Source organism: Microcoleus sp. PH2017_34_RAT_O_A, from assembly GCF_020737885.1.
Taxonomy (GTDB): Bacteria; Cyanobacteriota; Cyanobacteriia; order Cyanobacteriales; family Microcoleaceae; genus Microcoleus.
Genome location: NZ_JAEQDD010000103.1, coordinates 1 through 25840, shown reverse-complemented (window position 1 = coordinate 25840; position 25840 = coordinate 1). Strand labels below are relative to the sequence as shown.

At 43.3% G+C, this 25840-nt stretch carries 31 protein-coding genes and 1 pseudogene; 11 read left to right on the top strand and 21 right to left on the bottom strand.

The features are described from left to right. Positions 1-162 precede the first annotated feature (162 nt). The 8 genes from JGK11_RS27390 to JGK11_RS32950 form a co-directional block, all read right to left on the bottom strand. On the bottom strand, positions 163-786 hold the full coding sequence (locus JGK11_RS27390; RefSeq protein ID WP_293213680.1) for a hypothetical protein: 624 nt from the start codon (positions 784-786) through the stop codon (positions 163-165). A gap of 291 nt (positions 787-1077) precedes the next feature. Beyond that, positions 1078-1665: a M48 family metalloprotease gene (locus tag JGK11_RS27385; protein ID WP_366035300.1), complete on the bottom strand. Its 588-nt coding sequence runs from the start codon at positions 1663-1665 to the stop codon at positions 1078-1080. Between the two features lie 413 nt (positions 1666-2078). Then, positions 2079-2375 (bottom strand): hypothetical protein, encoded by a 297-nt coding sequence (locus JGK11_RS27380; RefSeq protein ID WP_293177485.1) that lies wholly within the window; start codon positions 2373-2375, stop codon positions 2079-2081. 174 nt (positions 2376-2549) lie between these two features. Beyond that, on the bottom strand, positions 2550-3758 hold the full coding sequence (locus JGK11_RS27375) for a transposase (protein WP_293213678.1): 1209 nt from the start codon (positions 3756-3758) through the stop codon (positions 2550-2552). A 286-nt stretch (positions 3759-4044) separates the two neighbouring features. Continuing rightward, the gene (locus JGK11_RS27370) at positions 4045-4554 is read right to left on the bottom strand and encodes a hypothetical protein (RefSeq protein WP_293213675.1); all 510 of its coding nucleotides are present in this window, start codon (positions 4552-4554) and stop codon (positions 4045-4047) included. Between the two features lie 3 nt (positions 4555-4557). Next, complete coding sequence (locus JGK11_RS27365; protein WP_293213673.1) at positions 4558-4986, bottom strand: hypothetical protein; 429 nt, start codon at positions 4984-4986, stop codon at positions 4558-4560. Positions 4987-5094: 108 nt separating this feature from the next. Continuing rightward, positions 5095-5904 carry a hypothetical protein gene (locus JGK11_RS27360; RefSeq protein ID WP_293213671.1) on the bottom strand — a complete coding sequence of 270 codons (810 nt, stop codon included), beginning with the start codon at positions 5902-5904 and terminating at the stop codon, positions 5095-5097. A gap of 118 nt (positions 5905-6022) precedes the next feature. Beyond that, entirely contained in the window at positions 6023-6253 is a 231-nt protein-coding gene (locus tag JGK11_RS32950) for a helix-turn-helix transcriptional regulator (RefSeq protein ID WP_366054066.1), read from the bottom strand. Positions 6254-6879: 626 nt separating this feature from the next. Here JGK11_RS32950 and JGK11_RS27355 point away from each other — a divergent pair. The 3 genes from JGK11_RS27355 to JGK11_RS27345 are packed head-to-tail and all read left to right on the top strand — an operon-like array spanning position 6880 to position 8146. Next, complete coding sequence (locus JGK11_RS27355) at positions 6880-7218, top strand: hypothetical protein (protein WP_293213669.1); 339 nt, start codon at positions 6880-6882, stop codon at positions 7216-7218. Next, positions 7206-7583, top strand: a complete 378-nt coding sequence (locus JGK11_RS27350; RefSeq protein ID WP_293213667.1) for a hypothetical protein — start codon at positions 7206-7208, stop codon at positions 7581-7583. The genes JGK11_RS27355 and JGK11_RS27350 overlap by 13 nt, the downstream gene beginning before the upstream one ends. Continuing rightward, positions 7580-8146, top strand: a complete 567-nt coding sequence (locus JGK11_RS27345) for a hypothetical protein (protein WP_293213665.1) — start codon at positions 7580-7582, stop codon at positions 8144-8146. Before JGK11_RS27350 ends, JGK11_RS27345 begins: the two co-directional genes overlap by 4 nt. 538 nt (positions 8147-8684) lie before the next feature. Here the strand turns inward: JGK11_RS27345 and JGK11_RS27340 are convergent. Then, entirely contained in the window at positions 8685-9716 is a 1032-nt protein-coding gene (locus tag JGK11_RS27340) for a hypothetical protein (RefSeq protein WP_293213663.1), read from the bottom strand. A gap of 74 nt (positions 9717-9790) precedes the next feature. Next, positions 9791-10645 carry a hypothetical protein gene (locus tag JGK11_RS27335; protein WP_293213660.1) on the bottom strand — a complete coding sequence of 285 codons (855 nt, stop codon included), beginning with the start codon at positions 10643-10645 and terminating at the stop codon, positions 9791-9793. Between the two features lie 19 nt (positions 10646-10664). On the opposite strand from JGK11_RS27335, the gene JGK11_RS27330 reads away from it, so the two are divergent. After that, on the top strand, positions 10665-10943 hold the full coding sequence (locus JGK11_RS27330; RefSeq protein ID WP_293213658.1) for a hypothetical protein: 279 nt from the start codon (positions 10665-10667) through the stop codon (positions 10941-10943). On the opposite strand, the gene JGK11_RS27325 is transcribed toward JGK11_RS27330, so the two are convergent. From JGK11_RS27325 to JGK11_RS27290, 8 genes are all read right to left on the bottom strand, one after another. Beyond that, positions 10933-11487, bottom strand: coding sequence for a hypothetical protein (locus JGK11_RS27325; RefSeq protein WP_293213655.1), 555 nt, complete (start codon positions 11485-11487; stop codon positions 10933-10935). The genes JGK11_RS27330 and JGK11_RS27325 overlap by 11 nt on opposite strands. 2 nt (positions 11488-11489) lie before the next feature. Further along, the gene (locus tag JGK11_RS27320; protein WP_293213652.1) at positions 11490-12749 is read right to left on the bottom strand and encodes a replication initiation factor domain-containing protein; all 1260 of its coding nucleotides are present in this window, start codon (positions 12747-12749) and stop codon (positions 11490-11492) included. Between the two features lies 1 nt (position 12750). Further along, positions 12751-13947, bottom strand: coding sequence for a zonular occludens toxin domain-containing protein (locus tag JGK11_RS27315; RefSeq protein ID WP_293213650.1), 1197 nt, complete (start codon positions 13945-13947; stop codon positions 12751-12753). A 136-nt stretch (positions 13948-14083) separates the two neighbouring features. Next, the gene (locus JGK11_RS27310) at positions 14084-14434 is read right to left on the bottom strand and encodes a hypothetical protein (RefSeq protein WP_293213647.1); all 351 of its coding nucleotides are present in this window, start codon (positions 14432-14434) and stop codon (positions 14084-14086) included. A gap of 194 nt (positions 14435-14628) precedes the next feature. Then, the gene (locus JGK11_RS27305; protein WP_293213645.1) at positions 14629-14811 is read right to left on the bottom strand and encodes a hypothetical protein; all 183 of its coding nucleotides are present in this window, start codon (positions 14809-14811) and stop codon (positions 14629-14631) included. Between the two features lie 2 nt (positions 14812-14813). Then, positions 14814-14957 (bottom strand): hypothetical protein, encoded by a 144-nt coding sequence (locus JGK11_RS27300; protein ID WP_293213643.1) that lies wholly within the window; start codon positions 14955-14957, stop codon positions 14814-14816. A 269-nt stretch (positions 14958-15226) separates the two neighbouring features. Next, complete coding sequence (locus tag JGK11_RS27295; RefSeq protein WP_293213641.1) at positions 15227-15805, bottom strand: hypothetical protein; 579 nt, start codon at positions 15803-15805, stop codon at positions 15227-15229. Next, entirely contained in the window at positions 15805-15999 is a 195-nt protein-coding gene (locus JGK11_RS27290) for a hypothetical protein (protein WP_293213639.1), read from the bottom strand. Before JGK11_RS27290 ends, JGK11_RS27295 begins: the two co-directional genes overlap by 1 nt. 163 nt (positions 16000-16162) lie before the next feature. Here JGK11_RS27290 and JGK11_RS27285 point away from each other — a divergent pair, with 163 nt between their 5' ends. Together JGK11_RS27285 and JGK11_RS27280 are read left to right on the top strand one after the other, a co-directional pair. After that, positions 16163-16423 (top strand): hypothetical protein, encoded by a 261-nt coding sequence (locus tag JGK11_RS27285; protein ID WP_293213637.1) that lies wholly within the window; start codon positions 16163-16165, stop codon positions 16421-16423. Further along, positions 16420-17043: a TraX family protein gene (locus JGK11_RS27280; RefSeq protein ID WP_293213635.1), complete on the top strand. Its 624-nt coding sequence runs from the start codon at positions 16420-16422 to the stop codon at positions 17041-17043. The genes JGK11_RS27285 and JGK11_RS27280 overlap by 4 nt, the downstream gene beginning before the upstream one ends. Positions 17044-17541: 498 nt before the next feature. Here the strand turns inward: JGK11_RS27280 and JGK11_RS27275 are convergent, their stop codons facing one another. Next, positions 17542-18171 (bottom strand): macro domain-containing protein, encoded by a 630-nt coding sequence (locus tag JGK11_RS27275; RefSeq protein WP_293191840.1) that lies wholly within the window; start codon positions 18169-18171, stop codon positions 17542-17544. Positions 18172-18264: 93 nt separating this feature from the next. Between JGK11_RS27275 and crcB the strand changes: the two genes are divergently transcribed. Together crcB and JGK11_RS27265 are read left to right on the top strand one after the other, a co-directional pair. Next, entirely contained in the window at positions 18265-18663 is a 399-nt protein-coding gene (crcB, locus tag JGK11_RS27270; protein WP_293177489.1) for a fluoride efflux transporter CrcB, read from the top strand. 622 nt (positions 18664-19285) lie between these two features. After that, entirely contained in the window at positions 19286-20635 is a 1350-nt protein-coding gene (locus JGK11_RS27265) for a nitrate/sulfonate/bicarbonate ABC transporter ATP-binding protein (RefSeq protein ID WP_293177493.1), read from the top strand. Positions 20636-20763: 128 nt separating this feature from the next. Here the strand turns inward: JGK11_RS27265 and JGK11_RS27260 are convergent, their stop codons facing one another. Beyond that, positions 20764-20892 carry a hypothetical protein gene (locus JGK11_RS27260; RefSeq protein WP_293213633.1) on the bottom strand — a complete coding sequence of 43 codons (129 nt, stop codon included), beginning with the start codon at positions 20890-20892 and terminating at the stop codon, positions 20764-20766. A 47-nt stretch (positions 20893-20939) separates the two neighbouring features. Between JGK11_RS27260 and JGK11_RS27255 the strand changes: the two are divergent. Then, a pseudogene (locus JGK11_RS27255) lies at positions 20940-22676 on the top strand (ABC transporter permease subunit). 562 nt (positions 22677-23238) lie between these two features. Further along, a complete protein-coding gene (mgtE, locus tag JGK11_RS27250; protein WP_293155286.1) occupies positions 23239-24636 on the top strand; it encodes a magnesium transporter in 1398 nt (465 codons plus the stop codon). A gap of 42 nt (positions 24637-24678) precedes the next feature. Here mgtE and JGK11_RS27245 read toward each other — a convergent pair whose 3' ends face one another. After that, a complete protein-coding gene (locus JGK11_RS27245) occupies positions 24679-24804 on the bottom strand; it encodes a hypothetical protein (RefSeq protein WP_293177499.1) in 126 nt (41 codons plus the stop codon). A 7-nt stretch (positions 24805-24811) separates the two neighbouring features. Here JGK11_RS27245 and JGK11_RS27240 point away from each other — a divergent pair, with 7 nt between their 5' ends. Continuing rightward, positions 24812-25735 carry a hypothetical protein gene (locus tag JGK11_RS27240; RefSeq protein WP_293213631.1) on the top strand — a complete coding sequence of 308 codons (924 nt, stop codon included), beginning with the start codon at positions 24812-24814 and terminating at the stop codon, positions 25733-25735. Positions 25736-25840 lie beyond the last annotated feature (105 nt).

Sequence of the window (25840 nt, the reverse complement as noted above, 5' to 3'; positions counted from 1 at the left end):
CAAAAAGGTGAGGTATGACTGACAGGTTATATAACCACTGAAACCAAGAGGGCCCAAGCCCAACAACGTCCGCGAATCTTTCTGAGAACCGCTATATCATTCCGTTTATATCATTCCGATGCAAACGGATTTGATATGAAGAACTGATTATATCAATTCCGATTACTTCTCCGAATCGCCGCGATCGGACTTGTCAAAAAACGCCGTTAGCGAGTTCCAAGCAGACTTAGCAGTCTCTTTCAATCGAGCGCCAATCGACTCAATTTCTCCCACAACCACGTGCCAATTCTTTTCAGTTTCCTTGTGAATGTGCTCAACAGCTTGATCGATGCGATCGCGTTCGACTAATTTATTTTGTTCCACCGCTTCCCGCGCTTGTCGAACCGCTTTCAAATAAGCTTCGCGACTGACTTCGCCGGCATCTTGCACCTGGGCTTGAGCTCGCGTTTTAATCGCATCCACCACCAGCCAATTTTTCTCGGATTCCTTTTTGAGTAGGTTGACAGCCTCAGTCATTCTCTCTTTGGCGATCGACTTATTTTGTTCGATCGCGCCTGAAGCCTTCTGGAGGGCTTTCAAATAAGCTTCGCGGGTGAGATCGCCGGCTGCTTGGACTTCGGCGGCGGCGCGTTTTTTAATTGCTTCAAACAAAGCGGCTGTTTCTGCGATCGCTTCGGGCGTAGCATCCGGCATCTCCTTTGTGACGATCGTCGTCGTTTCGGGAGTAGCCTCTACAATTGTTACTTCAGTTACTTCAGTTACTTCATTCAAATTTGGATCAGTCATTGCGATATCTCCTTTGGTAATCCGCAAACACAGACTTTGTTATGTACTGCCAGAATTAATTCTGGCCCTTAAGACTTTGTACCAGAAAGAATTGGTTGAAAGCCCCAAGCCTTTGAGGGAGAAATTAAAATCAGACTATTCATTACTCGATTCCTCGGACTTCTAGGTAGAGGTCGCTTTTAAACTGTCAACTGTCAACTGTCAACTGTCAACTGTTGAACCATAGCACCAGAACTCATGCTGGCTGTTTAAACTTTCGATTTGTAGCGCCAGAATTCATTCTAACACTTATTAATAAGAACCAGTCAATTCTTGTTCCAGCTTCATCAAATTTTCAATCCGCGATTCCGTAGTTGGATGAGTCGAAAACAAACTTCTAAACCAATCACCAGCAGACGAATTCACAATCAACAGCGGCGCAAAAGCTGGATTACCATCTAAGGGCATTTGCCGCGCCCCACTTTCCAGCCGCTGCAAAGCCCTCGCCAAAGCCCTTGGATTGCCTGTTAACCGGGCAGCCCCCGCATCGGCCGAAAACTCCCGCGTGCGCGAAATGGCTAGCTGAATCACCGAAGCAGCCACCGGTGCGAGGATAATTGTCAGCAGCAACCCCACAGGATTCGGGCTGTTGCGATCGTCCCTACCCCCAAACCACATACTGTAACTCGCCATTTGCGCCAACCACGAAATCGCCCCCGCCACCGTAGCCGCCACCGCTTGCGTCAGCGTATCGCGGTTGTTAATGTGAGTAAGTTCGTGGGCGATAACTCCTTCGAGTTCGTCCTCTGAAAGCATACTCATAATCCCTTCTGTCACCGCAACCGCCGCGTGTTCGGGATCGCGCCCGGTAGCAAAAGCGTTAGCAGACGCAGTGGGAATAATTTGACACTCCCCGGCAGTCAGGGCGCGGGGATTCTTGGTTCACAGACATACCTTAAAATTGTCCATCATGAAGGCAATACTTAAACCAAAAACCCGTTCGATAGAACCTGTGTTTTGAGCCTAATTTGAACAATCCCAGAGGGCTTATCTCCCCAAGCGATAGAGAGTTTCCTCTCTTGTTCCCGTGTGTCCCACGGTACGTTTAATATTCAAGATTTTAGTTTTCTGGTCTGGGTTACGTTAGTTACCCTAGCTATGTTTTTCGTGGTGTTCGCCACCCACTAACCATTATTATTTCCCGACCTGTCGTTTGAGCTTAGTGTCTCATGTGTATCGGCGGTTATTCTACCTGTAGTATTACTCTATTATACCATCTTGAACAAGAAATTTAGATAATTAAATCCGTCCTTTTAGGACGGGGCTTTAGACCCAATTTTCTGGTAAACTCCCGGCATCGGTAAATTAGCGCGCTGGGCCAGCCTTTCCACCATTGTATAAAGTCCCGGCGCTTGGCTGGCAGTTATCGGCACAGCCCCGTAAGCTGCCAAAGCGATTTTATCCGAGTAAAACCACGAACCTAAGTTCATGGCGGCGGCCAAACCAATGCCGATAATTGCACCGCCCGAACCGCCGATTACCCAATAGCTAACGGTAATTAACAGCGCACTTAACAAGCCTAACAAAGCAGCAGTTTTAATTTGATTCATTTCGGGACTCTCCCTGAAAGCACTAAATTAAGCAATAATCTCGATCGACCTTCAATAGTTGTTTGCATGGAATTTCGCCGCCGCCTACCAACAACCGGGTTGCGATCGCAGTATTTGGTGACATCACAGATAATTTTTGATTATTCGGGTTTTTTTGACTCTGTTCTCTTACATTCACTCTAGATAATTTTCAGGGTTTATAAAAATTTCAAGAACCAATTCCCTCCACAACATCCTAGCAGCCTTAGCTGCCACACGAGATCGCACCAACTTAACCGACTGCTTCTGAGCTTTAGCTTCGAGCAAGTAAACTGAAAGCTTGTCACCAATTTCATTACGCAAGCGCGATCGCCCACACTCAATGCGAGTAAAAACCCACTGCCAAAAAGCGGTACGACAAATATCGCTGCCAGACTTGCGAGATTTTTTCTTCTCATCGCCAGACCATTCGCGCGTCGGTGCTAAGCCCAAACTCTTCATAAACCGCCGCTCGCTAAGATAACGCCTAGTAGGCTTCTTAGAATTCCGACCTTTACGAATCACAATCTCAGGCTTGCCATCATCACCAAAATAATTCTCGATCGGGTAAATCTGACTCAAAATTAAGGACTGAACGCGCAAACCAAACCCAAACCTAGCAAAAACTTTGCGGTAAGGCAAAAACCGCACATCACCAGTTACTAAGTGAAAAAGCTCAAGTTGCACAACGCGGTCTTGAACCTGAAGGTCGCAAAGCATTTTAGCAGCAAATTTTGTTTCTTGGCTCAAACCAGTGCCGACGGTAGCAGAATAAATACGATCGTATTTTGCAGACTTGCGCAAGCCAGCCATCCAACCCCACAACAAAGGCAAATCACCATAAGCGTTCATTTCAGATTTAATCGCCATCACCTCAGGAAACTGCCAAGCCAAATCCTGACGCAAACGATTGATAATTGGACTTTGAAGTCGATTGTAATGCGCCAGCCTCAAACAAAGTTCGCGCATCCGAACAATATTAGAATCTCTCACCTGTAAAAATCGTCGAGGTAAATGTTGATAATCGAAATAATAACAAGCCAAAGCTAAAGCATCAGCTTCATCATCCTTATCAGGAAGGTCAAGCAAACTGCGGTAGGGCGGAAGTTTATTATTAGCAACCAAACATACCTTAACACCCGATCGAGCAAGGTGAGTTCCCCAAAGCCGCTGATAATTTATCCCTGTCGGTTCCATCACGGCAACATCAGGCCGCAATTCTAACAATTGCTTGATACCCGCAGCATCAGCTCGCAAAGTTAAAAACTCAACAGAATAATAAGATTCACGAGGCTCCTGAGGGCGCTGTTCAAGAAGACAGCACACAACAGAGGACTTGCAGATATCAATCCCCAAAACTCTCATTGTTAATATCCAAATCTAGGTGTCAAGAAATAAAAGCTTGCGAATCACCCAAGGGCCCCAAAAAGCCCGCTTCACTCTCAAAGCTGTAAAACACAAAAAACAATCAGTCAAATTGCAATCGAGCTTACGAATGTTGAAAAGCCATTAAAGCTTGTTTCTATCTAAAAACCCTAAATTGCAACCAGACTAATCGACGGTTGATTTGGACTCAATCCGCGACTCCCCTTTTTAAAGAAAGTTTCAACTACCGAGTCAAGCAATATCATCAGGCGTTCTCAAGATATATTCACGCTGAAGAAATCTCACTAGAAATATCTCCATAAGCATTTACAAAATGATTCCAAGTTTCAAAAGAATTCTGACGCGCTCCACCAGTCAACCAATTAGCGCAATTAGAAACAGCCGAAACAACTTTAGACAATAAATTGGAGCCAGAATTAGCGGGAATTGATTCGTCAAACAAATCGTTCAAGTACCAATCCTCAACATTGAGCAATTCCCAAATTTGGCGGAGGCTTCTAAACTTACGCTGCAAAGTAGCACCCATGCTAAGAAGCCAGCCACCTCCATCAAGCTTAGAAATTTTAGAAAGATCTAAAGCAGCAGCACGAACGAGAAGTAAAACTCTCTTCAGGCTCACGCGACTAACAGGAGTAATATCTTTAGCTTGGCGGATAGTATCGTCTTTATCGCGAAGGTATTTTTGCAATTGCTCATTAGACTGTCGGAGCTGCTCAATTTGAGCGCGGGCTACAACTAATTCAGCTCGAAGTTCGTCAAGTTCTCGTTCGTTCATGATTTAAAACTCCCGAGAAAGTGAATTAGATATATCTTCCTCGTCATCATCATCCTCAACAACAACAACAGCTTGAAGCTGCTTAAGCACATTGTCTGCAATCTGCAAATGTTCAGAATCAGGTTCAAAACCTAAATTACTAAAAAATCCCTTGAGCAACTCAAGCTTTGCTTCATTCAATTTAAGTTCGCGCTTAACTTGCCGCAAAAGTCTTTCAGCATCTCTCTTAAGTGTCAAAACATTATCGTAATCAGAAATAATCCGACTTTGGGATTCTTGTTTCTCCAACCATTCAGTAGCTTGTTTTTTGATAGACTCGTCACCTTCTAAAAGATTATCGCCAGTCCAGGTAGCGGTAATTTCACCAGAGGTTTGCAAGTTTTGCCACGCGTTGAGTTTGTAAACAGGAAGAACAACTTTTAAAGAAAACATAGATTTCGCAGTCCAAAAGTTAATAGGGAAAGAAGCGATTGCCTGTTTGAGAAGCAACCGCTACAGCAGGAGTGAAAAGTCAAAACATCAGGATAAGACTTCAGAAAGTCAAGCCATGACATCACCTCCTGGAGGCGATCGACTGCAACAACCAACTCGATTTTTATAACAGGAGACTTGAACCGTACGATTGGGATAGACGCGGACAGTGACAGTACGACCATCACACTGGCTAGCAAGCACCTCGCCACAAGAACAAAGATTTTCCAATACTGGCGCAGTTGTTAGCAGCAGTTGGTCGCAAGGGGCCCAATAACACATTGACTCAATCGAAACTGTTGAAACAGTTCCAACATCAGGGAAATTTTCGGCTACTTGTGCGATCGGCTCCTGGACAGCTTCCAAAACCGAAAGGTTTTTTCCGATCGGCTCCGTGCATTGCTCAGAACAGTCATCAGGGTAGCAATCGCACCAAGCGTCATAAGCAGCCCAGAAAGCAAACATACAATCGTAATCGTCTGGGTCAGGCGGCTCGTTTACTGCTGAAAACTCAAAATCAAGTAAGTTCAGTTGTCCTTCCGCATCAGGCTTGAAATAAATCAGCTCAAGCTGTGGCACGTAGCGAGCAAGAAAGCTTGGTGAGAGCGCAATTCCGACCGGCACCGCTTCGACACCGAGGGAATTTTCTGTCGCTTGTGCGATCAACTCCTGAGCAGATTCGACACCGGGGGAATTTTTAGCCGCTAATTCAAGTTCCCGCAAAATAGGACTGTAAGCAGCCTCCATCGATATGCCCATAGACTCAGCAGCGCGCTCGATCGCCAATTCCCACGTTCTGATTTTGCGACAGTCGCCGACGGGTTGAGCTCCCAGTTCAAGGGCGATCGCCTTAAGTTCGTAAAGCTTGGACTGAAACATATTTTAGAAGAAAGGGCTTGAGCAGTACAAGCCCAGGGGTGACGTTACAGGGTATGCAAATTGCATCTGTATCTATCATAGGTCAATACATAGACCTGCGTCAACACGTAGACCTAAATTAAATTGAAGAATTTTCCGAATCCTCCTCATAAAATAAAAAATCTCCAGGCTGCAAATTAAACGTTTTGCAAATAGTTTCAAGTGTCTCAGGTCGAGGAACCCAAAATGGATCGTTAATTTTCAAAGAGGTTGCCTGACCCAAACCACTTAGCTTTCGGAACCTGTAAGCAGTTAAAGGTTTCTGGAAACGATCCTCAAGAATTCGTTTTAATTGATTCTTCACTGGCATTTTCATAGGTACAACTCATTATAAGTCCATATATTGACTTGCGTCAGTACATAGACTTAAAATAGTTGGAGGTAGAGAACAGGTACCAGACCTCGAATTAGAACCCCTAGGTCTGTCACTTGACTTATTTTCCCAGACAAGCGAACAAATCCTTGTGGCAAAACCCCGCACCACCGAAATTAAAACCAAGCTGCCGAGTGGGACAACGGCAGTTTTACTAAAAGTTTACAAAACTTCACATCTGGTAAATAACTGAGAAAAGTTTAATACTGGCGACACCTGCCAGGGCAAATCCAAAGCGACTGAACAAAATCTGCCTGAAAAACCAGGTAGTAACAGGTTTGGGGAAAGAGCTTGATACCCCAAAGAGTCGCGGAGTGGTGCAGACCGCAAGCTCAAAAAGATGACCAGCCAACCAAAGTGGTGCGACAGCCGGAGAGACGGCATTTTTACTCTCATCCCACCCACCATGCGCAAAACCTACCCCCCAGGAGTCCACGAGCAAATCAGCTACTTCCTCAGGTACAAGAACGGAGAGCAGATAGTAAAACGGTACCTAGCCATACTCAACAGCCCTAGATACGCTGACAGTTATAGAAAACCCCGCAGCCCTAATAAAAAACACAGTGCAACAACTAGAACTGTTCCCACAACCAATCCCGGTGCCGCAATATAAAGCCGGCGATTGGGTAAAAATCAAACGGAAGCCAGCGGTCGCAGCCTGGATTAAACGCGGTGAAATTTTCAAAGTCAACGCCGTTCACCCGATCAACGGCAGCATCCAATTCTGGAACCCACACATCAACCAGTGGGATTTTTTATATCCAGACGAAGTTAAACCTTGCCCAACACCATTAACTGCCGAGTCTGTTGTGGAGAATCTGAAACCTCCATTAACTGCCGAGCCTGTTGTGGAGAATCTGAAACCTCCATTAACACTGCCGAGCCTGTTGTGGAGAATCTGAAACCTCCATTAACTGCCGAGCCTGTTGTGGAGAATCTGAAACCTCCATTAACTGCCGAGCCTGTTGTGGAGGATTTAGATTTAGAGAACAGAAAGGATAGCGGCTACAATTCCAACGGCTGGATTGACTTTCACTACAAAGTCCGCATCGGCGGACAACAACACTCAACACGGCAGAAGCAAGATAAATCTACCGGACCCTACTACACCTACCGCTGGCTGGAAGGCAAAAAGCAACGGGCTAAATATATCACAAGTAAAAAAATAGGAGAAGTCTACAGGGCGATCGCAATAGGTAAACCAGTCACGGAAATCTTAAAAATCATCTCAAGTCCAAGCAAGCTAGACTCAATTCTTAAAAAATGAACCACAAAATTTCTGAACTACAAACGCGATACAGTCTAAGCAGCAAGCAGTCAGTTTACGATCGCATGAAAGCCCTGCATATAGAAACAGTGAAACGCGGCGAGATATCCAGTGACTCACTGGACAAACTGGATAACCTTGACAAATTCCTGAAAAATAACCCAGGCGCAACACTATCGGACTTTCCTAAGAACGCAGAAGCAGTTACAGCAAGCAAGCTAGACTCGCCTACTGGACAACTAGACTTGTCCACTGAACAACTAGACTTGTCTACTGGACAACTAGACAACTTTAACGAAACATTGAAATTAGTTGAAGCGATCGCCCGCCACTTCAAAGTAGAAACAGACCCGCTGGCAAAATACAAAGCACTGGAGTATGCCGCCAACCATATTTTGCTGCTGCCAACCTCTAAAATCCAAGAACTGATCAAGGTAAAACCTCGAAAGTCACCAATTGAATGGGGAAACTTTATTATCTGGAAAAAGACAGAAGTAAAAATCGGCCGAGAAATGGCGTGGAGCATTCAAATGAAACCAAGCGCATTCAGACCACCAACTTAAAACCGCCCGCAACTGGCGACCGCTGCGCTAATTTTTCGGCGTCAACTTGACCGACGGAAGCAATCGCACTTGCGACCAATACCTACACCGGCCAAGCTGCCACTCGAAAAATTTCGCCAGTTGCTAGATTGTACGATCTAGAACGGAAGTCAAATGCTCTAAATGTTTCTTATAACGATCAAGCTCAGACTCAAGATTTGCAACGCGACGAGAAAAATATTCTGTGGTATCGCGAAGCTTCCTCGTCAAAATACGATTGCGCTTAACCATCTGATCGTAAGTATCTTGTTTTTTACATTTTTTAACTAGGCTAGTCATAATACCACCATTGATGTTTTTTTGGGAGTTATACCGGGTATTACTCGACCCGGTTGTTTTTTCTGCTGTGTCACCTTGCCTGCGGCGCCTCAATCTGTGCCTGTCGCGGCCGGGGGGGCGGGCCATAAACCAGCTCCCCCCCCGGCCCACGTTTTCAGTCGATCACCAGTATATATTTGAGGTAAGTTTAGAGTGAGTTTAGGGTGAGTTTAGGGTGAGTTTAGGGTGAGCCATCGCTCAAACCTCGCATAACTGCCCACCACGTAGCAGTCGGAAGTCCATCGCGATTGAAAAGTTGATAGTTAGATTGATAATCAGCATCAACGCGATCGACGAACCAAGCAGTCTCTTGATAATTGCCCCATTCAACAAAACTCACAGCACCGTATTTAACGGCATCTCTATGAATTAAATAAACGCCACAAAGCATTACAGCACGGCGCAATCGCTGCGGTACTAAACTTTCAATCTTGTAAAAAATCTGTTCCTTAGGATTGTGAACGCGAAGGCGACGCTTCCAAATGCGATCGTAATTAGAAAACTCCGAAACCATCCATGGAAAATCCTGAGTTTTACTAAATTTACTCAGCTCTGGCAAAATCCACCAATTCTTAAGCCAAAAAGCATCTACCCACTGCAAGTGAATTTGAATGCCAATTTGAAATTTTAAATGCGGATTGTTCAAGCGCAGAGTCAAAGCCCATTCTAAAAACTTCTTCAAGGATTGCGGGCGATCGAACGTGCTAAATGGTTCGCTCAAAATTATTATCGAATCTTTATTTAAAGATTTTAAAAAAATATCTAAATGTTTTTGTTGTGAACTAACGTCTTGAAGGTTTTGATAAATATTGTTAGTATACCAATCGTCAATAGTAAATATATTAAATTCATTTTTCCTAATGTCGTAATATCCCATCCTATGAGCAACACATTGATTTTGCTTGCACCAATTCAAAAGTCGAGAAGAATTTGGGCGATAATTAGGACTGAGTTGATACTCGACAACAAAGAAAGAAAAATAGCTTTGAATATGCGACCAAGAACCCCTAATATACTCGGATGGAAAATCTCGACCAAAAAGGCGGCGAGAATCAACAACCGTAGCAAGTTTCAACGGCAATTGAAAAAGAGGGTCGGGCAACCTTGTTAAATAAATCTCAACTAACAAAACATAAACTGCTAAAAGTATAACAAATACTAAATTAACCACAAATCCTATCAATAAACCATTCTTAAATAATTCCAGCATCATTTCATCATTCACCTGTTACATAAAAATAGAAATAAAAAAAATCACAACAGATATAATAGCAAAAACAAGATGTATCATTTTACTTTACGACTCCATCCAGGATTCCAACCGCGACATTCAACATCAGTCTGTTCGGCAGCCCAATAACCTTTATCCCATCCTACCGTACTTTCTAAATTTTTCCAAGTAGGCTCGTTAAGTTTAGTAAAACGATTGCCTGCAATTAAATCGGGGTTCGCAGAACGAGATTTAAGAAAAAGTTCAGACAACTTAAAAGGATTATATTCTATTTTCACTCCATCAACTTTATCGTAGGAATAACCAATCAAAAAACAGCTTTTAGTCTGAGTAGCGAAATCTGACTGACTAGCCCAAATAGTTTGGAGCCAAACTTTTTTAGAAATCGGACAATTAGGTGGAGTGCATCCTGAATACGCAACGTATGAAATAGTAGGATATGGAATTGAAAAACCAGGATAAGGTGAAAGGGGTCTAAGGCAACGCGGAGGATTAGCGTGTGTCCAGCAATAAATACCAAACTGCCCTCCGCCACCAACACACCCACCATATGTAATAGGGCCATATTCTAAACAAGAAGGGTTGGTTGAATAATAGTTATTATATCCAGCTTGCCAAACTTTGTATTGAACCTCCCATGCTTTAATTAACGGAGCAGCAGCTATTCTCGCAGCTTCATTAGCCAATCTAATTCTCTCAAGCTCAGCACGATAATTGTCGCATTCTTGAGTAGAACCACCGAATATCCCAGCAAGAGAAATCAAAGTTGCAATAATCGGCAACCAACCAATGGCAATCGAACCCAAAGCAAACCCAACCAAATAAGCAGCAGTGCGCGCGCTCAACAAACCCACGCTTGTTGCTACAATAGGTGCAGCTTCTGCAACCAACAATCTCAATCCAGTTAACAATTTAGCAGTTCTTGATAACATGAAATTAAGTTTAACATTAGAAAAAGTCGAAGATACTAGAGTAAACAAAAGACAAATTTACTGCCAGATAAAAGTAGAATTCAAGCTCTATGAAATATTTAAATGGAATTGTTTCATAAAAATTTCTCATTACATAAGAACCATCAAAGATTTAATCAAAATAGGCAAATGCAAAGACCTAAAAGAAACGTTACAAAATATCGAATCCCCGTCAACAATTCCACCTAAAGAAAAACAAGGTATATATGAAAAATTTTACGGAAAAATTATTTCCTAGTGAGCTTCCAAGCTTTAACAAGTGCAGCAATTGACATGATTGGGATACCAGTATTATACATCACCACCGCAGCGTAACGCAAAATAGGGGAATTGGTTGATTCGATAGCTGCAATCATCAATGCTGGGATGCGAATCGAATCAGGAGACTGCGGCATTAAATTTATAGCAGCAGAAGTAGCACTCGTGAGCAAGCCACCAGCACCAGCATTTTTATTGAACAAACAAGCATACTGTTCAAGTTCAGCAGCAGTCAAAGCTCGGCGCCAAGTATTAACAACCCAATAAGCATCAGGATTAAATGTCGTAGACTCACCCCTAGTCGATATCAGCTCCAGGGGCTTGTTTTCAGCCCGAATGTCTCTAGTATAAAAAGCTTGACAAAGTCCAGTTAAATCAGTACCAGCAGGGACATTACCCATACCGTAAGCTGCTGAAATCATTTCTTTAGATTCTGTCTGAATCATCTGAAAAGTACACCAAGTATAAACTGGTGGTGCTGGAGGAACAGTCGCTAAATAAAAAGGCAGTAAAAATTGTATCACGTTTAATCGCCAAATATAAATTTAATCCCAAGCCCCATGATCACAAAAGGCCGCAACGCATTGACAATCATCCCGGGCAAGCAAATGCGATCGAAGTTCAAGCCAGAATTAACCTGAAAGCACCCATCGCCCACAGCGTTCAAGTAAGCCTGCTCTGTAGCATTAGGCATGGCAATGTCGATCGGAAACTTCTGCACCATCTGGGAGCCAAGCGAAACAGGAGCGGGAGTAGCAGGACAAACCAAACCTGAAGCAATTGCACCAGAAGTTTGCAGCAGTATAAAAAAAACTCCCGCAACGGTGACGCCTAAAAATTTAGCATTGGCAATAATACTGCGGTGGCGCGGCTTCATGCGAAGTTTACCGACCGCCAATACCGATCGCATAAATTCATCATATTTCAAAGAACCCATAAATTCCTCCAGCATTGCAAAAGTAGCGCTGTGCCGCTGAACAAACGCGATCGACCTTTCAATATCCAAGTGTAACTGTGGCGCAGGCACACTAACGGGCCCATATTTATAACTCTTAAAGAAATCAACGTCACTGCGCGATCGAGCAAAATTAATCTGTCCGCAAACTACACCATTTAGCAGTGACAGTAAATCAGCAGGGGATGAATTAGCAATCTGCTGCATAACCCACAAAGCGCGCGATCGTTTAAACTCAACCTCCAACCGATCGCACTCAACCCCATCTATATTCTTGTCGTAAATGCGGACGAAGCGATCGGACTGACGAGAACCCAAGTAAACAGTTGTGCCGGGTCGGTTGCCGCCGCGACTCATCACGCGCCGTACAGCTCGATAACCAACGAGCAAACCATCCTCAATAAAACCTTCCCAATAACGCATCGACAATCTAGGTGATTGCAATGGAAAATCCAAAGCTATATCAATACGATTAGCAGTAAACCTATGTTCAAACTGAACATAAAGTAAAAGTGCATGAACCATCTCAAGAGACATAGAGTCCAAAGCAGAACCATTCAAATCAACAAAATAGCGGTGAAAAACATCAGTCCCACTAGATGGCGCATAATAAACACCCATCAAAGAACCTTGAAACTCATAAACCTCATGCCAAATCTTATTTAGAGCCAGTACGTTAGTATCGCGAACGTCAGGCATCTGCTGCTGTTTTTTTTCAAAAGGCAATTTAATTATCGAAAGAAGCATCTGAATACGACCAATCGCCGAAGTCTCAAATTGAAACCGCAGCCAATCAATTTTAATATTGCGAGGTAAATATTCTTGTTCCATATTATTTAAATATCCTGAAAGGTAAATAAAAACAAATGCCAGTTAGTATTAAAAATAAAATCAGATTCTTGGGTATGAAAAGACTTGCAACTATCAATACTACTATCCACAAAACAAGACCTACAAAAATATTCCAAGTAATTTTATAGCTGTTCTTTGTTGCTTTGTCCATATTTTGCCAAATTAACCACTCGCGAGTAATTCGCAAATCTAATCTGTTCAAGCCTTTATGACTAGCAGCAGGTAGCAAGTTCCACAAAAATAAAGTTTGCTGCTGAAAACAGTGAGGCCCAGGAAATGGAATTTTACCCTGCAACTTCCAGGCTACAAACGGATGATTGTTACTAGCTTCGTAAATTCGCTTTTTCTTAAAACGGTCGGCTTTGTAATAAGTATCCAATTTCTCCTCAATTTCAGCAAATGTATAACCAGCTTCCATCAAATCTGATGATGAAAGCTCAACCGAAGAAGCTGAATCAATAATGTAAGGATAGTATCCGAAATCGGATTTTTTAGCAAACTTAGAAGTTTCTAAATCTTGCTCCTCTAGTAATCCAAAGCTATCGTAGGTATAAAAAGTCTGAGCATCATGACAATTTATTACTCCTTTCCAGTGTTTAGTAGCGAGTACCCAAACTTTAACAGGATTTTTACGAATTTTAGGATCGCGAAACCAAACCTCAAACTCCGACGGTTGAAAGAGGTGAACGTCTTTAAATAAAAGGCGCTCATTTCTCAATTTATTATCCCATATTGCAACACCCTCGGCATAAAGTATATCAGAACATATTTGATGGATCGAACTATGTACCTGAGACGGGTATTGAGCCGCGTAAATTATATGCTGCGCCCTCTTTCGATTGTTAGCTACTGCGTTAAAAGCCTCAGGCGGTAAAGTCCAGCTTTGAGCGCTAGGAGCATACAAACCCATTTCGTCAAGCAAAATTACTGCATTTTTGATTTGTAAAAATTGAGCAAAATTCTTGTTAGCGCTAACATAATAAACAATTCCTTTTGGGATATTTTCCCAAAGCCAACGAAGGTTATTAACCTTACAATAATAAGCCAAATTTAATGGGTCGAGGCAGAAGTTAGTTACGAGTTTCAATTGGTACTTTTCAGCAATCCTCAACCCGTGCTGAAGCATCAGCAAACTTTTGCCCCGACCCGGCAATCCATAAATAGCAGTGAAAGGCATTACAAACTAAACTCAAAAAATCCAATAAAACCTAATATCAAAATCCAGCTTAACAACAAAGATAAACTAAAGCCAGGAGTTGAAAAGGTAAATTTGGAAAAATCAAGAAGCCTGCTTGCCCAGTCACTCATATTTATTAAACGCGGCTCAAAACCATGTTAAGAACTCTGAGAGTAACCATGAAACCCATAGGAGCCAAAGCCACACCAAAAGCAGCTAAACCAATACCATCAATAGCCTTAATCATGTTGATGGCATTAGTCACACCAGAAGCGATCGAAGCAGCAGCAGCAGCAGAAGCATCAGCAGCACCACCGCCAGCAGGACCAGCTTGGACAGTTCCAGCAGTAGCAATTGCGCCGCCAATTCCTAAAACAGCTCCACCAACAGCAACAGACCTAGCAGCTTTGGAAGCCTCAAATTTATGGAACAAATCGTTCAACTTTTGGACTTGCTCGCGGTCAATTGTAAAAATTTCAGCGGTCATTTTAATTGCTCCTGAATGTGCGGAATCAAACATTGTTCAAGAATGAGGTTTTTGAGATAAAGTACCCCGACCCCAATCGTTAACGACAAAATAAGCAAAGCCAACAAAATTACATTTGTGTCAATGAATTTGCTCGGTAACGCGAGGTACTTGTCAATGGTAGCTACCACTGCATCTATACGTTCTTTCATAACTCAATCCAAAAAACGCTTACACAGGACTATGAAGGCATGGGTCGAAGTAGCCGCCAAACCAGCTTTAATCCCCCAATCCATCGAATACTGAATTACTGGCTTAATATCCTCCTTAATAAAATTCATGGCTTCAGCAGCACCAGGAACAGTGGCAATGTGAATTGAAAATAAAAAAGCCAACATTTCTAAGACCTCATGCGAATTGCAATTCCAAAAGCAGCAGCAATCGCCATACTGCCAAAATGGTCTTTGATAAAATCTTGCGTCGTGGTTTTCATGTCAAGAGCAAACTGTTCGGGACTGCCAAGCAAGCTTTGAATATTTGCCACGGCCTGAGCCCCAGTTATGCGATCGGTTGCTATTGCAGGGCTGAAAGAATTGCCCAGTAGCCAAAGCAAACTACAAAGAAAAGCACAATATGCGGGAACACGCTGAGAAGAACAGTTACTAAATCGATATCGGGTGTCATTGTTCATACTAAAAATCAACAAACAAGCGGACGACTCGAAGAATTAATGCTAAGCAAAAAAACTGAGTTAGCAAAATAAAAAGGTTTGACCAAATAAACGACACTATTAAAAGGATTAAATCAGAATTACTAATTGCTGCTGCCAGTATCTTCATGAGACTCCTCCTCTTCATAGGTTGGAGTTGTTTTTTTCATGCGCTTCCAATGTCCTTTAGTTAAAGCAAATTGAGCGAAGAAATCTTTAGCCACCTCATTGAGATTTTCGCCAGCCGCTTTTAAAGAAGCATCCCAATAAGGTGTTACCGTTCCACCCATGTTCATAGCTGCCGGCTTAGCGGAAAGGAGAAACCAATAAAATTCGCCCTCGATCAGAAAACTTGTATTGAGCGAGGGAACAATGGAACACTTACAATTGTAAGGATTCGGTACGCCAGACGCTACCATGTTAAGCGGACTTTCGATCGAGGTAGTGTTATCAAACTTAGTAAGCGGCATCGGACTGGTTTGAAGGTAAGGCAAAAACAAAAAAGCCTTAACATTACCCGACTGATTTGCTTCAGCGCCACCCCAACGCCCATATGTCAAAAACAGCGGAAACCCAGCAACGTTAGTCGTTTTCATTCCCGCAGAAGCGGCGCGAGCTTCCGGAGTCTGAACGAGACTAAACATTTTATCTAAAAGTTCGCGACCGTCGTTACTTATTGCCATTATGATTTTTTCCGCTGATTGTATTTTTCCAACATTTTTTGCTCCCAAGTCTGCCCGCTAGGCTGCGGTGTGGGTTTAGGAGTAACTACAGGAGTAACCACAGGAGCAGGAGTTGAAGCAGGTATTGGTGGAGGTGGCGGGATTGACGAAGGTGATGTCGTAGCAATTGCCAATGCCAAAATTGAGTCGATCATAAAAAATCCCTCAAGTCAATAAGTCTAAAATAAATTAATTGCAAATATTAAACAACAGTACAATCGCGTATTTTTTTTATTACCAAATTTATAAATCTTTAAAGTTGCATTTAGACAACAAATTAACTAAAGTTGTAAAATCACAGTCTGATGTAGAACCCATATGACTTATCTGACCACAGTTGACATACTTTTGCTAAAAATATTAGCTCAGAAAGCTTACGGCAAAAGCATCAAGGAAATTCAAGCTGAACTCAGGCTGGTAAACATAAACCTTTGTCAAAGGGGAATATATCAACGGGTAGAAAGGTTAAACTCCCGCAAATTTACCATTAGAGGATGGAAAAAAAGAACTATGATATACGCAATCTCAGAAGCTGGAAAATTTAAATTAGCCACATTTCAAGAGCAGTTAAGAGCATGAGCCAAAATCAAATTAAATGGTTGGCAACAATCTTAATGCTTATCGATCACGTCGGAGTTTTAATCGAAGCAGAGCCGCTGCGAATTGTTGGTCGCTTAAGTTTCCCGTTATTTGCATGGATTTTTGCCCAAAATTGGCAAAGGCCTGGGGAGAAAAAAGCATTGATAACTAGGTTCCTATTATTTGGAACAATTTCACAAATTCCCGCAATGTTATTGTTCAACACATTGCAGTTAAATATAATGTTTAGTTTTGCTGCCATCGCAATCACGTTTCAATATATAAGAAAGTTCGATCGCAAAATTACAATACTGGCAATCAGCTTAGTTAGCGCACAGATTTTAAAAATAGATTACGGCTGGTATGCAATAATCTGCTCGCTAATGATGGTCGGATTCAAAAACAACAAACTTTGGTGGATAGGATGGACTGTAACAAATATAATTTGCGCCGTTACAACTGGGTGCTGGTATCAATTTTTTGCAGTGCTCGCACCGTTAATCCTGAGATACCACGATCCAAAGTGCGATCGCAAACCAAACGCGATCGAGAAAAGATTCTTCTACTACTTCTACCCAATACACATAGCAGGTTTAGCAGCACTGCGAGCAATTATTTGAAGGTGCTTTCAAGAATCGAACTTGAAGGCTGAGCCCTTAGGCCCAGTATCCGTTGAGTCAATGTTTCATAACTCGCCGTGGCCGCGCTTAAGCCGTCCCATCACCAGATAGCACCAAGTGTGGCTAGCTCTTGCACGAGCTTTCAGGAAGTCTCCCCCGCTGGTGCTGCCCCAGTTCGCCACAACAAAATTATAACACTGGGGATTCTATCTACCCAAGTTGAGCTCGCGTGTAGGATACCGCCAACTTGCAGGTACGGTTTAGCGTACTTTAGTTTTTAGTTGAGTGCATCTGGGTTTTGCAAATATGTGTGTAGGGGCGATCGCATGACCGCAGTAAATATGAGATTATAACTAATAACTTATATGCGGTCATGCGATCGCCCTCTTCAAAAACCTGATGCACCCCTTTAATTTCTGATAAATCGCTCCACCTCAAAATACAGACTACCAAGAAACCCGGTTGCTAAACACTGTAGAAATTTGAGATTTGGGCCTTTCAAGTTTCCAGCGACAACTGTCCGGCATCGCCAGCATATAACAAGTGGTGAGATTTTTGAGCGTCCAGCCAAGATTTAGGAAATTGGTATTGAGATAGGAGGATATCTGCGATCGCGACTTGCATCTGATGCGCGCAGATATCGGGTGGCACTTTACCTGTGCCCGTACCCATGCCGGGAATCGCGATCGTTTCAATGATATGTTTGACTGGTGTTCCGTCTGGAACCGTGCCAAATTTTACGAGAGTTAAAATAGCCCTGGTTGCTAGATAAACATTGACTGTCTCTGTTAAAATTGTCGGAACCCGCATGGTTGGGGCAGCAATTAAATAGGGAATTTCGTCATGATCGGTATCGACAACTTCGGCTAATCCTACCAATAGTTCGCCGTGATGGCGACTCTGAATTAGTTTTTGCAGGCGTTCTGGAACGTGACTTCCAAAATATTCAGCAATCTCTAAATTTAAGCCGCCGTCCATGAAGCCAAAACTATTCGCTGGACTCACAATCGCATCGCATTTCACATCAAAGATTGAACCGCGATGTATCTTGACATTCTCGATATTGCCACAAGTGCTTTCCCACGCTCTAACTAAGTTATCGTCTACGGCAGCCAGCACAATTTGCATACATACTCTCTATAATTTTTAAAAGGGCGATCGCCCTTTTAATCATACAATAGTTTAGATGAGTCCGCTGAATCTAAAATCTAAAATCCTTTGATGCTGCAAGACCCGAATCTCCGCCACCCGATCGCAATTAGTTTCGGTGCCATTGTCGGCGCATTGAGCCGGTATTATATCACCTTGTGGTTTGCCAACCGTTTCGGAACGGCTTTTCCCTACGGAACTTTTTTTATCAACATCACCGGTTGCTTGGCTATGGGATTTTTTATCACCCTGATTTTTGAACGGGTGCCGACGGTTCCGTCGGAGGTGCGGTTAATGATAGCAACGGGATTTTTGGGGGCTTATACTACTTTTTCGACTTACGGTTTAGAGACAAATGTCTTGTTGCGCGATCGCTTTTACAGCTTTGCCACTTTTTACTGGGCTGGCAGTGCCATACTAGGAGTAATTGCCGTTCAGTTAGGCAGCATTTTAGCACGAATTGGCAAATAGATAAAATACTAATCGAGCATCTGTAGGGAAACTGCAATGCCGTGTCCGGCTTGCGGCTCGTCTAATGAAAAATAATTTATATGAAATCAGCACTTGTAGCAATTAATTTTAAAATTAATCTAAAAATTAATTTTTTTCAGCTCGACCAGGTTTTGGCGATCGCTCCTCAATTCCGCTTTAATTGATATCTTGCAGATTTTACCAGAAAGCATTGGTTTAAAGCCCCAAGCCCGATCGCGATAAATTAAAAGAAGAGGATTCATTACTCCAATCCTCTTCCTTCCTTTGTCAAGTGCTGTCAACTGTCAACTGTCAACTGTCAACTGTCAACTGAATGAAGCATTCCCGTCAGCAGGTATTGCTAAAAATGAGTTTATGAGGTATACGTATGGAAACCCAAGAATCAATGTTAAGACCAACGGAGGCAAACTCGTGTCTGCGGACAAATATCAGTTTTCAGTTTGTAAAAGTTTGTGACCAATGACCAATGACCAATGACCAATGGCTAATGGCTAATGGCTAATGGCTAATGACCAATGACCAATGACCAATGACCAATGACCAATGACTAATAACTAATGACTAATAACTAAAGTTAAATAACAAGCGAGGGAGTTTAGTTGTGGTAGTTAAAATAGCAACAGAGTGCCTCATTACCTTAAAAGGTGTCAGCAAGGCTTACCAGCAGCCCAACGGTCAACAAATATCTATTTTAGAGCCAATAAATTTAGAACTGCGATCGGGCGAAATAGTAGCTTTACTAGGCCCTTCCGGATCTGGCAAATCTACATTAATGCGGATGATTGCTGGACTAATCCCCCCCAGCGATGGTGAAGTTCTCTATCACAATCGTCCCTTAGTCGGCTTAAATCCTGGGATAGCGATTGTCTTTCAAAACTTTGCCCTTTATCCCTGGCTGACGGTACTAGAAAATGTAGAATTAGGATTAAAAGCTAAAGGAGACTTGCCAGAACCGCGCCGCCAAAAAGCCTTGCGAATGATTGATATTATCGGTTTAGACGGATTTGAAAATGCTTATCCGAAAGAACTGTCCGGCGGAATGCGGCAGCGAGTGGGATTTGCTAGGGCTTTGGCGGTAGAACCGGAATTGCTGTGCATGGATGAACCGTTTTCAGCCTTAGATGTGTTGACCGCAGAAAACTTGCGGTTTGAGTTATTAGATTTGTGGCTAGAAAAAAAGATTCCGACTCAAGCTGTATTAATCGTAACTCACGGGATTGAGGAAGCGGTCATTTTAGCCGATCGCATTGTAGTCCTCGGCCGCAATCCCGGGCGAATTCGCGCCGAACTAACCGTGACTTTGCCGCACTACCGCGATCGCAAAACTCCAGAATTCCAAGCCCTCGTAGACCAAGTGTACAAAATTCTGACGAATCCAGAGTTAAGCTGCGAAACAGTGGCTGCACCAACTCAAAGTACCGCTACTGCTGTATCTCAGACTCAACCCGCCCCCAGCACTAAATACCAATCTCTGCCGCAAGTACGCACAGGTGCGATCGCAGGTTTGTTAGAACTCCTGGAAGATCGCAAGGAAAAAGACCTCTACCGACTCGGTCAAGAATTAATGTTAGAGGTAGACGACATTTTGCCGATCGTCGAAGCCGCCAAATTAATGGAATTCCTAGTAATTCAAGAAGGCGACCTCCTGTTAACACCAGTTGGAATTCAATTCATTGCCGGCGGAATTGACCAGCGCAAACAAATTGTTCGCACCCAAATCCTCAGCAACATTCGTGCAGTACAGCAAATTTCTCGAATGCTTCAGTCTAAGCGAAATCACCGCATTTCTGAAGAGTTGATTTTGGACATTCTCGAAGCCCACTTTAGCCCCCAAGAAGCAATGCGGCAATTAAAAACTGCGATTGACTGGGGTCGTTATGCAGAGTTGTACAGCTACGACGAACCAGGGGGTGAAATATTTCTAGAATCCGAAGAACCTAAAAATGAGTAGTCAGTAGTCAGTAGTCATTGGTTACTGGTTACTGGTTACTGGTTACTGGTTACTGGTTACTGACTACTGGTTACTGGTTACTGACTACTGGTTATTAGTCATTAGAATCAACAACTAACAACTAATAATTAATAACTAATAACAATAGTAACTGACCAATTCCCAATGCCCAATCCCCAATTCCCAATTCCCAATTCCCAATCCCCAATCCCCAATTCCCAATTCCCAATTCCCAATTCCCAATGCCCAATTACCAATTACCAATTACCAATTACCAATTACCAATTACCAATAACTAATTATTATGACAAGACCCCTAACACCCGCCAATAAAACATTAGAAAGATCGACTTGGACTTGGCAAGACGGCTTGCTAATTCTAGCAATCTTCTCTCTAATTCTAGTAATAGTCCAAACAGCTTCTCAATTCAACAGTGACTACAACCCAAACTTTAAAATTGAGACCACCCTCAATGTATTGCCAGGGTATACAGCCCAGACTCTTTTACGCATGACAGCAGCCTATTTTTTATCCTTGCTATTTACCTTAGTTTATGCTTATTCAGCTTACCGCTTTCCTCTCGCAGCAAAAATTTTAATTCCCTTATTAGATATTTTACAGTCGATTCCAGTTTTATCCTTTTTGCCCGGAGTAGTTTTAGCGCTAGTTACATTATTTCCCGGTCAAAGAATCGGCGTAGAACTCGCATCGATTATCTTAATATTCACTGGAATGACTTGGAATATGACCTTTAGTTTCTATCAGTCCCTATCCGGCATTCCGCAAGAACTCAAGGAAGCTGCTCAAGTTTATCGGCTGAATGCTTGGCAACAATTTTGGACGTTAGAATTGCCCGCTGGTGCGATCGGGCTGGTGTGGAACAGCGTCATGTCAGTGGCTGGTGGCTGGTTCTTTTTGATTGCGATCGAATCTTTTACCTTGGGTGCTAAAAACTTTCATCTGCCCGGACTCGGTTCCTATTTGGGCAAGGCAGCTAATGAAGGCAATTTTGGGGCGATCGGCTGGGGTTTAGCAGTATTAATTGGTGTGATTGTAGCCATAGATTTTTTCATTTGGCAGCCTTTGATTGCTTGGGTGGAAAAGTTTAAATATCAAGCCGTAGAAGCGACCAATGTACCGCAGTCCAAGGTGTTGGATTTTTTAAGGCGATCGGCGACGCTGCGGGTGTTGAAGTCGCGCATATCGCCCGTAGGTGACAGTTTCGATCGCTATGCGGCAAGAGGTTTTGCACCTGCTCATTTACCAACCAGTCCTCGCGCACAAAGCCGCCTCGGCAATTGGATCAATTGGCTGTTTGTCAGCGGGTTTGCTGCGATCGTCCTTTGGGGAACCTGGGAAGCCTTACTGCTGCTGAGGTTCCTGAGTGTATCTGATTGGCAAAAAGTCGTGGGAGGTGCATTTTTTACGGCTTTGCGAGTCATTTGCGCGCTATTTTTATCGCTGTTGTGGACTGTACCTGTCGGAGTGGCGATCGGTCGAAATCCGCGTTTAGCTCAGATTTTGCAGCCTTTAGTGCAAATAGCCGCTTCTGTACCAGCAACGGCTTTATTTCCCGTATTGCTACTAGCTCTAATTCACGCTGGAGGCGGGTTGCAAATTGGTTCTGTAGCGCTGATGATGTTGGGTACAATGTGGTATTTGCTGTTTAATGTGATTGCGGGCGCTCAAGCCATACCTTCGGAGTTATTTGAAGCCGCGCAAGTTTACAAACTTTCCCTAATTCAACGCTGAAAAACTTTAATTTTGCCGGGAATATTCCCTTATTTAATCACAGGAATTATTACGGCGGTTGGCGGAGCTTGGAATGCGAGTATTGTCAGCGAATACGTGCAGTTTAAAGGTGAAATAATTAGAACGAGCGGTTTGGGCGAGACCATTTCTGAAGCAACGGCATCGGGTAATTTTCCTTTACTGTTAGCGGCTACTTCTGTGATGTCGCTGTTGGTTGTATTGACTAACCGTTTGGTGTGGCGCCCACTTTACCGTTTGGCACAAGAAAAATACCAGTTATTGGTTTAAGTCGGTTGACAGTTGATAGTTGACAGTTGGCAGTTGACAGTTGACAGTTGATAGTTGGCAGTTGGCAGTTGATAGTTGACAGTTGGCAGTTGACAGCTTGCCGTGAGCGAAGCCGAAGGGTTGACAGTATACCCATTCTCAAAGGCGATGAGGTAATTGGTAATTGGTAATTGGTAATTGGTAATTGGTAATTAATAATCGGTAATCGATCGCACTCTCCCGAACTCACACTCTGTTGCACTAGCTCGAAAACATCATACCAAGAAATTCGGTTTCGACAATACAGCTTGGTTTTGGTGCTGCCGCATCTGCCAAAAAATTCGGTTGCTCGCGCTGCCCGTGTAAATCGTAATAACTGCAACCAGTGGTGTCAATAGGCTATAAACTGGATTCAGGAAGGCGTGCAGCACAGGTTGATACCAGTTACCACAAAAATGCAACTGTAGGTCAAGTTCAAATCTGCTGACTCAGTAAGTCATTCGCAATTCTTTAATCCCAAATCCCAAATCTAAAATCTAAAATCTAAAATCTAAAATCTAAAATTGCATGAGGAGGGTCATCAGTGACAGAAAACAATTATCAATCGTCTTCTCTACCCACCTACGCGCGAAAAGAACTGCGGGAATTAGTTCGATCGCAGTTAAAGGCTTTGTTGGAACAAGGAGACTTTCAAGGAGCAAAAGCGATTTTGCAGCCGGTGCAGGAAGCAGACATCGCTGAAGCTATCGAAGGCCTGCCGGAAACCATGCAAGTAATAGCTTTCCGGTTGCTTTCTAAAGACGAAGCGATCGCAGTTTACGAATATCTCGACTCCAGCGTTCAGCAGTCCCTCTGCGAAAAATTCAAACGCCAAGAAGTAATCGATATTGTAGACAAAATGTCCCCGGACGATCGAGCTAAACTATTTGACGAACTGCCGGCCATCTTAGTCCGCCGCCTCTTAGGTGAATTGAGCCCAACGGAACGCGAAGCTACGGCCCAACTCTTGGGTTACGAAGCCAGTAGCGCCGGCCGGATTATGACCCCAGAATACATTTCTCTCAAAGAAAGCTTTACCGTTGCTCAAGCTTTAGACAGAATTCGCTCTTTAGCTAAAACTACCGAAACCATTTATTCTCTTTACGTCACTGATGCGGCGCGACGGTTGAGTGGCATTTTATCCTTGCGGGATTTAGTCACTTCTCCCCTCGACAAAACTGTCGGCGAAATTATGACCCGCGAGGTAGTTTCTGTGCAAACGGGAACGGATCGAGAAGAAGTAGCTAGGCTGATCCAGCGTTACGATTTTTTAGCTGTGCCCGTTGTAGACCGCGAACAGCGTCTGGTGGGGATCATTACAGTTGACGACGCGATCGACATTTTAGAACAAGAAGCTGCCAAAGATATTTATACCTTGGGTGGCGTCCAGTCCGGCGGCGACAATTATTTTCAGACCGATTTAATCACCGTCGCCCGCAAAAGGGTCGTATGGCTGTTTGTTCTGCTGTTGACCAACACTGTCACCGGAGCAATTATTAGAGCTCAAGAAGATATTTTGCACCAAGTAGTCGCCCTAGCAGCCTTTATTCCGCTGCTGACTGGCACTGGAGGCAATGTCGGAGCCCAGTCCTCAACTGTAGTAATTCGCGGTTTGAATACTGATGAAATTACAGCCATGGGCCCCTTTCAAGTAATTGTGCGTGAGGGGATGGCGGGAGCGCTCCTAGGCGCTATATTGGGGACGGTAGCGACGGGGTGGGCTTACACTCTGCAAGGGAATTTAGCCGTGGCAATCGCGGTGGGGGTGAGTTTGCTGGCGATCGCAATTTTAGCTTCTATTGCCGGTTCAGCTCTGCCGTTTCTCTTTCGTTCTTTGGGTTTAGACCCCGCTTTAATGTCTGCTCCTTTTATTACCACCGCAGTTGATGTCCTCGGAGTCTTAATTTATTTCACTTTAGCTCGACTAATTTTGCAATTATAATATATTTATGTAGATTGGCATAATAAAAAACCCATAGTAATTTTAAATTCCGTGATGTACAGCCTCCCAATTCCCAATGCCCAATGCCCAATTCCCAATTCCCAATTCCCAATTCCCAATTCCCAATTCCCAATTCCCAATTCCCAATTCCCAATTCCCAATTCCCAATTAATCTATGTCATCACCTAATTCATCAACCAAAATTCAAAATCCCAAATCGAGCAATTTGTTAGAAACTGCTGAATTAATCTTTCTTGCTGCCTCGGCTGTAGGATTGGCTGCTAGTTTGGTTTTGCAGCAGAGCATTTATGTCGAAGTTCCTGTAGTAATTTCGCTCTTTTTGAATTTTGTGAACCGCCAGAAGTTTCGCGGGCAAGTTAAAACAAGTACCGCGGCAGTGTTCGATCGCGTAAACCAACAAGCCACTACGAGCGATCGGGCGATCGAGCAATTACAACTTGCTGTAAGTTCTTTAGATACAGCTCTTGCCCAAACATCTCGCGAAAATCTCAATGTTGGCCAGGCAGAAAATTCCCACTCTATAATTTCAGCAATTGAGAACCTGCGCCAGCGGATCATAATTTTAGAAAAAACTATTAAAATGATTCAAAGCGAGATCGAAATCACCAGCCGCCAATTCAAACAACGGCCTGAGTTGCAACAAGTCGAAACTTTGACAACAATCATTCTGGACTTGCAGGAGTTTATCAACGAACTGCCGCAATGGGGAAATTTGCAGCAGCGACAGCTAACAGAACTTCAGCAACAAGTAGATAATGCTTTGGCTCAGCTTGCTCAAGAAATTGCTGTGATTCCCACCCGCGTGGAGGAGGCTGTAGCTAGTCGCGGCGGGGAAATTAACCAACCGTTAGGTTCTGGTGTGAATGCTGAGTCCAAAAATGCCGATCGATCTAAAACCCAGAATGAGAAAATTCGCCAGAAATATCCCAGGGCTTACGTAAAGTGGAGTCGCGAGGAAGATGAGAATTTACAGAAAGAATATGCAAACTGCCAAGAAGTTAGTGAATTAGCTCAGAAATTTCAGCGACAACCTGTTGCCATTCGTTCGCGCTTGCAAAAATTAGGATTGCTCGAATGATATCGAGGGAATTGGGAATTGGGAATTGGGAATTGGGAATTGGGAATTGGGAATTGGGAATTGGGAATTGGGAATTGGGAATTGGGAATTGGGAATTGGGAATTG